At 39.5% G+C, this 13,237-nt stretch carries 8 protein-coding genes; 1 reads left to right on the top strand and 7 read right to left on the bottom strand.

All coding sequences use genetic code 11. The features are described 5' to 3' along the window. Window positions 1-169 precede the first annotated feature (169 nt). Window positions 170-1,618, top strand: a complete 1,449-nt coding sequence (locus QNI22_RS37240; RefSeq protein WP_314519318.1) for a GAF domain-containing protein — start codon at window positions 170-172, stop codon at window positions 1,616-1,618. 527 nt (window positions 1,619-2,145) lie between these two features. Here QNI22_RS37240 and QNI22_RS37235 read toward each other — a convergent pair. The 7 genes from QNI22_RS37235 to QNI22_RS37205 form a co-directional block, all read right to left on the bottom strand. Next, window positions 2,146-2,928, bottom strand: coding sequence for an acyl-CoA desaturase (locus tag QNI22_RS37235; protein WP_314519316.1), 783 nt, complete (start codon window positions 2,926-2,928; stop codon window positions 2,146-2,148). 113 nt (window positions 2,929-3,041) lie between these two features. Beyond that, complete coding sequence (locus QNI22_RS37230) at window positions 3,042-3,788, bottom strand: LytR/AlgR family response regulator transcription factor (RefSeq protein WP_313996021.1); 747 nt, start codon at window positions 3,786-3,788, stop codon at window positions 3,042-3,044. Continuing rightward, a complete protein-coding gene (locus QNI22_RS37225) occupies window positions 3,785-4,810 on the bottom strand; it encodes a sensor histidine kinase (RefSeq protein WP_314519314.1) in 1,026 nt (341 codons plus the stop codon). The genes QNI22_RS37230 and QNI22_RS37225 overlap by 4 nt, the downstream gene beginning before the upstream one ends. Window positions 4,811-4,988: 178 nt before the next feature. After that, window positions 4,989-6,986, bottom strand: coding sequence for a cupredoxin domain-containing protein (locus tag QNI22_RS37220; RefSeq protein ID WP_419836271.1), 1,998 nt, complete (start codon window positions 6,984-6,986; stop codon window positions 4,989-4,991). A 186-nt stretch (window positions 6,987-7,172) separates the two neighbouring features. Next, complete coding sequence (locus QNI22_RS37215; protein WP_314519313.1) at window positions 7,173-9,032, bottom strand: 3-keto-alpha-glucoside-1,2-lyase-like domain-containing protein; 1,860 nt, start codon at window positions 9,030-9,032, stop codon at window positions 7,173-7,175. Between the two features lie 171 nt (window positions 9,033-9,203). Next, window positions 9,204-9,803 (bottom strand): hypothetical protein, encoded by a 600-nt coding sequence (locus tag QNI22_RS37210; protein ID WP_314519311.1) that lies wholly within the window; start codon window positions 9,801-9,803, stop codon window positions 9,204-9,206. Then, the gene (locus QNI22_RS37205; protein ID WP_314519310.1) at window positions 9,793-13,224 is read right to left on the bottom strand and encodes a VCBS repeat-containing protein; all 3,432 of its coding nucleotides are present in this window, start codon (window positions 13,222-13,224) and stop codon (window positions 9,793-9,795) included. Before QNI22_RS37205 ends, QNI22_RS37210 begins: the two co-directional genes overlap by 11 nt. Window positions 13,225-13,237: the final 13 nt, after the last annotated feature.

Below are 13,237 nucleotides of genomic sequence, written 5' to 3'. Positions count from 1 at the left end.
AAGATAAAACCATAGATTGACCTTAACAGATTTTCTTTGGTAAAAAAACATTTTAAAACCTTACATAAACCATTTTTAGCACTATTCCCTACATATTCATCCAAACAAATTATACTACTTTTAATATCCAATGTTATACTACTAAATCATACCTTCTATACACGTTACTATGGCCAGTTTACTAACCCGAATTATCGATGCCGGCAGTCAATATGATATGCCTGAATATTTAAGAAATCGGGTAAGACCAACAAATATTATATGCTTACTGGTAATATTTGCCTTATCAATTCCTTTCAGTGGTATATCACTTATCTACTTTCCAATGATGGCTATTTTTCCATCAGGAGCAGCAGTGGTGTGTATTCTGGTTATTGTTAGCAATTATTATGGTGGCATTTATTATTCCCGTGTTGTATTACCTGTATTGCTGCTGGTACTCTCTTCTTTATACAATGCCTATTTCTGTGACTCCATAGCTGACTCCATCAGCAGCGTTTACCTGGTCGAATTAAGCTTTACACTTATCCCCTTTGTCATCTTTGACTTTAAGGAAAGAGGCTTTCTGATATTCTGTACCTTATTTTCCTTTTTTATTATTGTCGTTTTTCCTGCGGCATGGGATAAGTTTGATATGGGGTATGATGGCACAGTACTGAGAGAGGGACCTTTGGCTGTTCTGACTACCTTACTGGCTACTGTATTTCAATTGGGTTGTATTAGCGGTTTGGCGGTTATCAATCGAAACTCGGAAGAAAAGTCTAATCAGCTGATTACAGTTATGAATCAGAAGAATGAGGAAGTAGAAAAATCCCGCAAAGATCTGGAAGTTAATCTTGTCCAACTGGAAAAAGCACGACAGGAAGAGAATCATCGGCAGTGGGCGTCTGAAGGTATAGCACAACTGTCTACACTACTTCGGAGCAATTCTGACGATACAGAACTTTTTGACAGAATCATTGCTACTCTTGTCAAATACCTCCAAGCTAATCAGGGAGGTTTGTATATAGTAGAGAAAGAAGAACGTACCCATGACATAGTTATCCGTCTGGCCGCTTGTTATGCCTATAACAGGAAAAAACATATTCATCAAACATTTCAGGCAGGACAAGGATTAATCGGCCAGACCTATCTGGAGGGAGAGTATATATACCTGACAGATATCCCTGAAAATTACCTCACAATTACCTCTGGACTTGGAGACTCTTCACCCAGAGCATTACTGATTGTTCCTTTAAAGGTAAATGAGTCTACAGAAGCTATTCTGGAACTGGCCTCATTCAAAAAATTCGAGAAACATGAAATTGAGTTTATCGTAAAACTGGGTGAAAGTATTGCGTCCTTTATCCAAAGTAATCGTATCAGCCAACGAACCAAACAATTGCTTGAAGATTCACAGTTTCAGGCAGAAGCTTTACGCGCCCAGGAAGAAGAGATGCGTCAGAATATGGAAGAACTAGCTTCTACACAGGAAGAGATGAACCGTCAGCAAATGTCCTATCTTCAAGAGATAGAACGACTTTCTACATTGTATGCAACAGCACAAGAAGAAATTCATACTAAAAATAAAGAAGTAGAAGAACTTCAGAAAGCCCTGCACACCAATACTATACGATAGGCTTATCCCTTGATTATAAAAAGAAAGAAAACACTGACAGATTTATGCTCTGTCAGTGTTTTCTTTTTATAGTAATCCCGAGTTCCCAACGAATGTAAGCAGTGAAATAGAGTACAATTGCATGTGTTCATATAGGTTTTCAATGTGCATTTCTCTACTAGCTAACTTTTGCTTAGATAACGATAGGGAAAAGTACTTTTTTGGGCAAACAAAAAAGGGAGAAGTTGTAAATAGAGTGATGTTTTGTACAATGAATAAGTTTGAGGAAAGATACCTATAAATCTGATAAGCAGAGAAATAAAAATGATCTAAGAAATATATAGTAAGAGAGCTCCGCAAAAGATAAAGCAGTACATACGCTTTTCAAAAGCATAGATGTTATCCTTTTTACGATTTCAACTCGAGTAAACTCACATCTAAAGTTTGGGATACCTCATCTAAAAAAATAAAAACGCTGGCAGAATATTCCGCCAGCGTTTTTATTTTATCTATCTCACTTTACTACAACTATCCACCTGAGACTAAGCTCAGGCAGCTTTTCGGATCTTTTTGTTTTCGAGATATACAGATTCTTTAGCAGCTTTCTTAGGTAATTTGATAATACCCAATAGGTTAAATAACTTAATCACCTGATAGGTTGGGTCTATTTCAAACCATTTGAAAGCAAAGTTAGCACGATGTCCATAGGTATGGTGGTTATTATGGAATCCCTCACCCATCATAAATATATCTATAGGCATTAAGTTACGGGAAGTATCACTTACTGTAAATGTAGTATATCCAATTTTGTGAGCAAACCAGTTGATGATAGCTCCATGAATAGGTGACATCAGGAAATGAATAGGCAATAACAGGAACCATCCCCAGGAAGGAGCAAAATAAATATAGAATAGCGTATACAGCGTTCCCCACATAAGACGTACAAAGTTATTCGAAGCAAAGTCGTCAAATGCCTTCCAATCCGGAACATTCACCATAAATTTAGGGTCTACATCTGCTGTGCGATTCCGAACAGCAGCATAAAATGTTTTGGTTTTCCACATCATATCAAAGAATCCTTTGCTATACAAAGGTGAATGTGGATCATCTTCTGTGTCAGCAAATGCATGGTGCATACGATGCATTACGCCATACGCATAGGCACTCAGGTAGTTGGAACCCTGAAAAATCCATGTCAGCACAAAAAAGATTTTTTCCCACGTCCGTGACATTGTAAATGCACCGTGAGCAGAATATCTATGTAAGAAGAAGGTCTGGAAGAATAGAGATCCATACCAATGAATAGCGAAGAAAATAAGAATAGCGGTCATATCTTGTATTTAGTTTCCCCAAATATCCATCTCTTCTCTTATTCTATTATGCTACTCTCAGATGACTGGTATCAATTAATGGATGAGTTGCAGAACTTTCAGGATGACTGACATCAGGAATCCAGCCATTCTTTGAACTGAGGAACCCGATCCCGGCTTACATACACCTCTTCTTCCTCAGGAGGGTTCAGCTCTAGCTTCAATCGTCCATTGAAATGATTATGTATCTTATGAATAGCTTCGAGAGAAATAAGACGATTGCGACTAATACGATTAAACTTACGACTATCCAATTGATCCATCAATTGATCCAGTGTTTGCTCAATTACATATCGCTGGTTATCGAATGTAATGAGGAAGCTTAGTTTTTGATCACTCTTAAAATAAGCCACATCTGAAGTTCGTATTACCGCTAACTGACTTCCTTTCTTTACCAGAAAACGTTCTTTAAAACCTTCTTTTGGTTTTTCCGGCTGTAGCTTCAGTCCTTTTTTCAACAAGCGATATTCCAGATTCTCATATTTCTTGATGGCACTTCGTAACTCATCCAGATCAATGGGCTTGAGCAGATAATCGATACTATTCTGTTTAAATGCATGCAAGGCATACTGATCAAAGGCTGTAGTATAAATGATAGGTGCCTCAATTGGAAGCTGGCGGAACAACTCAAAGCTCTCCTGATCTTCCAGTTGAATATCCGAAAAAATAAGATCTGGTTCGGGGTTGTTCCGAAACCAGTCCAGACAACTTTCTACTGAAGGTAAAATGGCAAGGATTTCGATAGAATCATCGATTCGCTGTAATTGATTACTTAGCTTTTCAGCTGAGAAAAATTCATCTTCAATAATGACAACTTTCATGCTTCATCTGTTAATAAAGGTAATCCAACCTTAAACACATGCCCGCTATTCTCTACCTGAATAGATTTGCCGATCACATACTTATAACGGGCTTCAAGGTTCTTTAATCCAATCCCAGTGGACTCTACCTGTGTATCTTTTTTGTTAAGACTATTTTCTACCCATACAGTATTATCTGTTGTATATATTTTCAACTCCAGTGGTGATGTATCTGAAATCCGGTTGTGTTTCACTGCATTCTCTACCAGCAACTGGATAGACAAAGGCAATACATATACAGGTTTTTCACTAATCTTCACATCCAATAGTACTTTATTATAGAAACGAACATTCAGTAAAAAACAGTAAGCCTCTACTACGGATATTTCTTTTTGCAAGGGTACCTGCTTTTCATCGTTATGCTCCAGTACATAGCGATATACCTGAGCTAGTTTTGTTATAAACCGATCTGCCAGCACAGGATCCTTATATACTACTCCACTTAATACACTTAAACTATTAAACAAAAAATGAGGGTCCAGTTGTTTTTTAAGACTTTCCACTTTTGCTATCAAATTTTCCTGACGGAGCCGTTCCTGTTCCAGCAAAGATGCTTTCCACTTACCAAATAAAAACGCCCCTTCGTTAATAGCAATGAATAATAAGGCTAACAGAAACGAGACAAAAATATTCTGTAACACAACACTAATAGAAATAGAAACTTCTGATACCAGTGCATTGTATGTCAGAAGCCCTACAATCAGTACTAGTGAAGAGAAGACAAAGATGCTGGCAACTTCATAACTCAGGTGTTTGATAATACTCTTCTCCCATGGATAGAAATAAAGAATTAACGCCTGAATCAGTTTGCTTCCTTCCCAGATTACAAAACTGATCAGTGTAGCTACAAAGATCCAGAGAAAATGCTCTTCAGATCCCAGAATAACAGGAACAAAAAATGTAGGAACAAGAATTCCAAAAGAGAAGACACCCAATAAGGTTGTCCATTTTACGCGAAAAGAATACGTAAATTTTTCTGCCACAGGAATAGGTTTAAGATAGCATAGTGTTCAGCATGGGTTAGCAAAGATAGAAAGAGTATTTGAGCTATATATGCTTATAGACCTTAATTTGACTTATAGGTTCTAACACAAAAAATGCCCAATCCTGTGACTGGGCATTTTTATATGTATTCTCATAAATAAGAGCAATCTCGTTTTACTATTTAGGGATTACTTTAAAGGTCCCCTGCATATTCATGTAGTGGCCAGGGAAAGTACACACATACATATACTCTCCTGGCTTTTCAGGAGCTACAAAATAAATAGTCTCTGAAGTTTGTGGCTGCAGTTGAGCTGTATGATACAAGACTTTCGGTGTACTTGGAATATAGTTCATTTTTGCCCCATTTAACCCTAGTTTGATAGCCATCTCTCCTACAGACAGCGCTTCTCCAGGTAGCGTAACGACAAAATTATGAAGCATATCATCATTATTATTGAATGTCAGCTTAATCTTGCTTCCTGCCTTTACTGTAATCTGCGACAAATCAAATTTCAAACCGGGTTTAGTTCCTATAGTAATGGTTTGATCAGGTCCGTTGGTCCAGCTAGCAGGCTGTTTTGTTACACGTTTGGCTGTAGGAGCAGCAGTAGTTTTAGTAGCTGTTGTTTTGGAAGTGGTTGCTGCAGATCCCATCATAGCAGCATGTCCTGCATGGGGTGATTTAGCCAGCTGGCTTTCCTTCAATACCAACTTCTCTCCTTCTGGCAGATTATTCAATGTATAATAACCTACACTATGAAGCAACGGTGCTTTATTCTGGCTACGAACTCCTTCCGCTTTTAACTCATGAATATATCCTTCACGCAAACCATCCACTACAATCCGTACACTCAGGCCATCGTCTGCTACTGCAATTCCTTTGATGGTACATGGCTGATTTTCAATAACAGGACTTCCGTATTCCTTCCGGTACATGTAGTTAAAGCTTGTTATTCCATAAGAATTGGCATCACCAGCCGTAACCTTATCGACAGGTTGGGTGAATTCCAGTTCAAAGCCATCCGGGCGAGCTTGCATGGTTTTTATTTCAAAAGGTGTTTTTCCAGTCCACACCAAACGTTGTATACCATACAGATCTTTTCCAGTGGCCGCCCATCCACGGCTGGTCATTCCCACAAACATAGATCCATCTTCTCCCCAAACCATTCGCAAAATTCCTGACTGAAATCCTTCTCTGAATGGAAAGGCAGCACCCTGGTATTGTCCTTTCACTTTTTCCAGATAGATACGCATAATTTTACTTTGTCCCTGATCTCCTACCAGCATCTGACCTGTAAATGGACCAAAAGCACCAGCTGTTGTATCTATCAGAATGCCAGAGGTAGAGATACCCAGAATGCCTTGAGGAAACCAGATAGCAGGTAGCTTTAATCCTTTTATTGTTTTGGCAACCTCATACATAGGCTTTCCAGTGCTAGGGATATCAGAAAAGCGAAGTTTTACAGGTGAGCTAGGATCATCTGCCCATTTCAAGCCTTCCGGATTTCCTACGAAATCGCCCACCTCCACATGTGTCATCCGGCCTGAACCTACCCAGTCACCCTGATTCTCTGCATAAAATATAGATCCATCAGGTAATACATTGAATCCAGCCGGGGAACGCATACCAGTTGCAACAGGAGTCATTTTTCCATCTGGTGTCACTTTCAGCATCCAGCCATGCCACTTGGAAAGTGAAGCCCCACGCCCAATCCAGGCAAGGTTCAAGGTAATCAGCATGTCATTGTTTGGCAGGATTACAGGGCCATAGGAATACTCATGGTAATTACCAGATAAAGGCCAGGAATAGATTACCTCATAATCATCTGCGCGGTCATCCCCGTTGGTATCCCGAATGCGGGTTAATTCACTTCGTTGTGTCAGATAAAAAGATCGATTGTGATAAGCTAATCCCAAGGGTTCGTGTAATCCCTGAGCAAACCGTTTAAAATAAGGCACTCCCTGATTACGCATATAGGGATTTTCAATCAGCCAGATATCTCCTTGTCGAGTTGAGGCTGCCAATCGACCATCGGGCATGGTAGTTAAACCACCTACTTCCAGAGGAACATCTTTCGGAATAGGCAGTGTAACCATCTGGTAATAGTCGGCCTCAGACTCTGCTGTTTTCAGTTCCTGAGCCATTACACTTCCTACACAACACAATAAAAACATGCTCAACCATCCGGACATATGCTTTCTGGAATGTTTTCCGGTTGACTTGGCTATAGTAGAGTTAAAAGATAAAACGGAATATTTTTTCATAATCAATTACTGTCCAAGAAAGAAATGAGAAATTGTGAATCTGTAAGCCCTTTATCATACTTTGCGTCTATTTATCTGTGGGCTCTCCTACTCTTTTTACCAGATTAACTTACTCTTAATAGTGGTACCATTGCTAGTTGAGCTTACTGGTATCAGCAGTTCATCCCTGTTTTTTGACTTCCGGATAATAGGCTTAAGCTCTTTAGCACCTTCCACTTCCAGATAATAAGCTTTGTCATTCACACTGTATACTCCTTCAGATAATTGTGCAATCCGACTTCCACTAGCCAGTAAGTACCACACATTTCCACTGGCGCTTCCTTTTAGTTGTACCTGACGTACAAACGCTTTATTATTATCTTCCGGCCATAGTTGATCCTGTACAGCCAGATTGCCTATTGTATACCGGAATGCAGGCCTGCCTTGTTCATCCACAGAGTATCCTTTGAACTGGAAATCAGCAGATACAGAATCTGGCCACATGGTATCTTTTCCAGACAGTACCGCCACAGAAGGTTCGCCTGTCATTTCAATAATACTACCTGCGGGCTTAGCCAACTGAGGTTCTCCCCGATCATGCCACATTTCTGTTGCATCCAGAAAATTACCTTTCCATATCCACAAAAGGCCACCCTGTTTCAGATCCATTGTATAATGAATGTTTCCAGGTTCTCCTATCGAAATACAATTTGTCTTCTTCCGGTTATTGTGCCAGATAAAACTGCGTATCATACGGGTTTCAGGAGCACGCACCAGAATAGGTTCTATATATTCAGGGTCAGGCAGAGAGGTCGGCAAAGAAAGCATCTGACGAGCTACACCTGGTCCTTCCACATATAAACTCATTTCCGAACGTAACCAAGGGTCTTTGCTGCGGAAGTATGTTAACGCAAAAGTATGATTTCCGGCTTGTAAGGTGATAACACCATTTGTCCATTCGTCCGGATAGTGAAATCCTTCATAGGTAATAATTTTCTTTCCATCAATGGTCAGAATGGCCCCTCCCATACACTTGAGTTCAAACAAATAGTTTCCCATACTTGGTACCTGAAGTGTTCCAGTCAGTTGGAGAGCAAAGTCATTGGCACCTTCAATTAGTTGCATATGCTCTTGTACAGCCCCCTGCTTTTTAACTTTAGCCTTTGCTACATCTGCTTCTGCATACATCTTACCTTCTGAATATTTATATTGTACTTGGGAAAGTTGTACAAACGGTTCATCATAACGTTTGTAACGGATATTGCGAAAAGCAACCGGACCATGATCTCCCTGTAACATCAAAGGACCAAAGGGTTTCTCATCCTGAAAAGCAGCTGCACGGGTAGGGCCTGTTACTTCCACATTCTCATGTACTACTACTCCATTGTGAATTACTTTTATAAAGCGGGCAGAGGTCAGCTTTTTTCCATTCTTATCAAAAGTAGGTGCCTGAAAAACAATCTTCATGGTTTGCCATAGTCCAGGAGCCCGACTTACATTCACACGGGGTGGATGGCCTTCATATCCTTTTTGTCCTTCGGGTCTGCTTTCTTCCCAGCGTTCGTAAATACTCCCACAATCTGACGAACGAGGGCGTGCCACACCCCAGCTATCAAATAATTGAATTTCATATCTACCTTGCAGATAGATACCTGAATTAGAGCCTTTAGCCATCATAAATTCCAGTTCCAGTTCTATATTACCATGTTCAAAGCTGGTAAATAACTGATCTTTGTTTTTATCTGTTGGCTGGTTAACAATAACTCCTTTACCGGAAGAACTTTGCACTATTCCATCAGCAGAACGATCAACTATAACATCTCCTGCAATCTTCCAGTTAGCGGCAGCAGGTTTAAAGCCACTTAAATCGTCAAGTGATATTGGAACAAACGGTAGAGCAGTCTGTCCCATAAGCGTTAGGGAATGGCAGCTTATCAGCAAAAAAGCAATCCATAACGTACTTCGTAAATAATTCATTCGGGCGTACATGTTTACTTGTGGTTCGGCCATTATTGGATACGTGTATTTCTAACAATTAAAAATCATCTTACATAAATACCAGAAATTATTGGATATAAAAAGGAGTACTCTACCATTTTTTCGGTTATAGCCCTTACTGCATTCTACGTATATATTCAGCAAGTGAATCTATTCCACCTTCTTTATTTTTTGTTCTATCACCAGATCAGTATAATCTACCTTAACATGTATCTCATCATATTGCCCAACGGTAATACGACGATTTCCATCCAACTTTACATAGATTACTCCTTTTTGTGGATCACTGATTCGGATAAATGGTGAACCTCCCGGATACCATTTCCGATACAGAACCAATACATCCGTTAGCAAACTATCTGAAGACAGATGTTTGTTCCAGGGTGCCCAGCCATCATAATTAAATGAAGTCTGCATCTTATAAATTTTATTATCATAGAAATGAGGATAGAAATTCATGGATGCAGCATGTTTCAATTCGTGATGATTTAGCTTATACAATACAGATGTGTTATTCTGTCCATCTGTAAAGAGTCCCTTCTTGTTCATCTCCCAACAGTGCAGAAAAAAATTCTTTGAAGTCATTCCAAAAGACATTCCCAAAAATAAACTATCCGCCTGTTTGCCACTTTGCAACTCTTTGTCCATCACCTCTTTATAAAGGTCAAACCCCTCTTTCTTGCCACAAGCTATACAAGCAATCAGCACAAAGCCAAGTACGGGCAATATTCTCCAATACTTATTTACCATACTCTATCAACTGAATAGTATCGTTGTTTCTTGCAAAGAGAATAATCTTTTTCTTTCCTTTCTGAAGTGTCATAATATCTCTGACTGCTCCTTTAATGCAAATTCCACTCTTTTGCATTGGTACACTTTCAAACTCTCCTTTTCCATTTCCTCTAAGCATCACTCCATAGCTGCCATCATAAATCCCTACTTCCGGTTTGCTTTCATACAGATTACCTCCTATCAATAAATCTATTTTTCCATCTTCATCATAATCTCCACTCTCGACTCCATACAAGACAGACCATTGGGCTTCCTTAGGAAAAGCCTTAAACTGGTACTTACCATCCTCTTCCTTAATATACACACCACTACGCAATTCATAAGCATCGAGCTTCTTCGCTTTCTCTAATTCTCCTGCATTGAAAATCTCTTCGATGCTTTGTTCTTTGTATTGAGAATAATGTACATACTTCTTTTTCAGATAAGGCAATGCACTCACCAGATCATGACGCAATATCATGGGATACGACTTTGATCCATTATAACAGCTTACCAATTGTTCTATTGTGCCATTTCCATCCATATCCCCTACATACATACAAACTGGCTTATCTACACTAGCCTTGAAACGTGAGTTCAAACCATGATTTAAAGCTACTATATCTTCTCTACCATCTCCATTTATATCTACGATCTTCAGTCGGTTCCACCATCCATTGCTCTGCAAAAAACCAGCCTTTTTGCTTACTTCTACCAAACGACCTGATTTATTGGCAAATAAACGAAGTCCCATGTATTCTCCTGCAATCACCAGATCTTTCCAGCCATCCCCATCATAATCCAGCCATTGTCCATCACTGATCATACCTGCTGACAACAAGGGAGAACCTACTTGTTCAGTCACATCACTAAAAATACCTTTCCCATTATTTGCAAGGATATACCCTTTACAGGCATACCCATACCGGAAAGGTTGCAATCGAACACCTACAAACAAGTCCATGTCTCCATCTTTATCATAATCAGCAACCCGTACAGACGAACTACTCTCAAACAAAAACGAAGGCAATACCTGTGGTGATTTACTGAAGTTGCCTTTGCCATCATTGATATACAGCCGATCAATCAAAGCAGTCGAATTAGGTGAAAATTCGTTACCTCCACTACATACATACAAGTCCATATCTTTGTCGCCATCACAATCGAAGAAAATAGCATCTGTATCTTCGCTCAATTTATCTGTTATGAACAAAGCCTGATTAGTGCACACAAACTCTCCGGAAGGGATCTGAACAAACAAGGCTCCGGGCTGATCCTTCGCACCTCCAATGTAAAAATCCTCCAAGCCATCGCCATTTATATCTGCTTTGGCCAGATGAGGCCCCTGGGTGGAAAGCATATGAAAAGTCAATGGATCCCTGTCAAAATCTGCAAAAGAATTTTCCTGATGCAGAAAGTCAATTCCATAATTTTTCTGAGCACTATGAAAAAGAGAAGTGACTGAAGAAATGGATTCAGGGCTTTTATAAGAAGCCAGCAAGGCATTAGGCTGGGAAATAGTAAGATGCTGATTAGGTTTAGGCTGTAGCAAAATACTCTTTTGTCCCAATGGCCAAAGTACCACTACCGAATCAATCTGTTTAGCAGCTCCCAGTCCAAAAGTAAGTCTTTGATCTACACTGGATTCAAAACCTCTCATAGGCATCTGTTCTTGAAATGCCAGTGAAGATTTCCCTTGTTGTGACTGATAATAAACACCCACCTGAGCACCAATACCAAAGCGGTTATTTCCTTCTCCCTTTAATGTCAGTTGCAGAAACTGGTGTTGAGGATGAAGCTGGTTAGATTGGTTCTGATAAATAAAACAAGGCATATTCACATTGTTAATCACCAGATCCAAGTCACCATCATTGTCCAGATCGCCATAAGCTGATCCATTGGAGAAGGAAGGTTGATTTAGTCCCCACGACTGAGCCTGGTTCACAAAAGTCAGATCTCCCTTGTTTTGAAAAGCATAGTTACTCAGTGCCTCAGAAGGAATCTTATCAATCAGATCTTTAATAATATTTGTTTCTTTGTTGAGTATTTTTTGTCGGATTTCATTGGTTGTACTGGCTGTATATTGGATATAATCCTGATCAGTAATATCTTTGTAAATACCATTGGCCACAAAAATATCTTTGTACCCATCATTGTCCATGTCAGTGATTAAAGCTCCCCAGCTCCAGTCGGTAGCATGCACACCTGCATAACGGCCAATTTCACTGAAAGCCAGTGTACCGTCTGTTTTTACAGGTCCTCTATTGAGCTGTAGGGTATTACGTACAAACTGCTGATAAAAACCACTTTTTTTATCAGCCTGATATTTATTCCATGTCTCAAAAACTGTTTTAGTCTTTACACGGGCTTCCTGTTCCGGAAACATATCCGTTACATAGATTTCCGGATACCCGTCATTAGAGATATCGGCAATATCAGCCCCCATAGAGTTCATGCTTAATTCTCTGATACAGGATTCCAGCATTTCCTTAAAGGTTCCATTCTGTTGGTTGATATATAGATAATCCCGCTCAAAAAAATCATTGGACACATACATATCCGGCCAGCCATCCCGGTTGATATCGGAAATAGTCACCCCCAGGCCAAATCCAATTACACTACCATAAATACCAGCTTCCTCACTTACATCTACAAAATGATTATGATCATTCCGATATAGCTTGTTTCCTCCTAACGAATCACGCACCAAACGCTGATCCTTGATCATATAATAATTACTCACTGATCGAAACGAATTATTGAGCAAATAACAATCCAGATCACCATCCCGGTCATAATCCAAGAAGGCGGCATGGGTAGACAATCCTCTGTTATCCAATCCATATTCCTGAGATTTTTCTGTGAAAGTCAGATCTCCGTTATTGATAAATAGCTCATTGCTTCGATTTTTCTTTTTCAGATCACCAGATTTACATACATAAATATCCAGGTATCCATCCCCATTTATGTCCACCAGACTTACGCCTGTAGACCATACCCCATATGATGTAACCCCTGCTTTTTGTGTGATATCCTCAAACTGAAAGTTTCCTTTATTCAGGTATAATCGATTAGTTTGTTGATTGGAACAAAAGAAGATATCCGGTAAATTATCATTGTTAATATCCCCAATAGCTACTCCCCCTCCATTGTAAAAATTTCGGAATGTATAGGGATTAAACTCTTCTGTGTAGGATACATTATTTGAGAAATCTATTCCGGTTCGGGAGGATGGCAGCAAAGTAAACAAGGTAGTCTCTGTACCTGTTTGCGAATCTGTACAAGAACTAATCAGACAAAATACAATACACAAAAAGAACCAGACAACCTTGCTATATCCTGAATGTAATTTCTGTTGTATGGGTTTGCTTCTGCTCATCACACGATTCGCTCCTTTCAAAAAAAATGGATGA

The organism is Xanthocytophaga agilis (assembly GCF_030068605.1).
Classification (GTDB): domain Bacteria; phylum Bacteroidota; class Bacteroidia; order Cytophagales; family 172606-1; genus Xanthocytophaga; species Xanthocytophaga agilis.
Note: the sequence above shows the minus strand (reverse complement) of the source record. Positions and strands in the feature narration are given on the sequence as shown.

Coding starts and splice junctions, on each gene's coding strand:
- QNI22_RS37210 (WP_314519311.1), bottom strand. CDS start 9,803: ATGGTAAATAAGTATTGGAGAATATTGCCCGTACTTGGCTTTGTGCTG.
- QNI22_RS37220 (WP_419836271.1), bottom strand. CDS start 6,986: ATGTTTTTATTGTGTTGTGTAGGAAGTGTAATGGCTCAGGAACTGAAA.
- QNI22_RS37230 (WP_313996021.1), bottom strand. CDS start 3,788: ATGAAAGTTGTCATTATTGAAGATGAATTTTTCTCAGCTGAAAAGCTA.
- QNI22_RS37235 (WP_314519316.1), bottom strand. CDS start 2,928: ATGACCGCTATTCTTATTTTCTTCGCTATTCATTGGTATGGATCTCTA.
- QNI22_RS37215 (WP_314519313.1), bottom strand. CDS start 9,032: ATGAATTATTTACGAAGTACGTTATGGATTGCTTTTTTGCTGATAAGC.
- QNI22_RS37240 (WP_314519318.1), top strand. CDS start 170: ATGGCCAGTTTACTAACCCGAATTATCGATGCCGGCAGTCAATATGAT.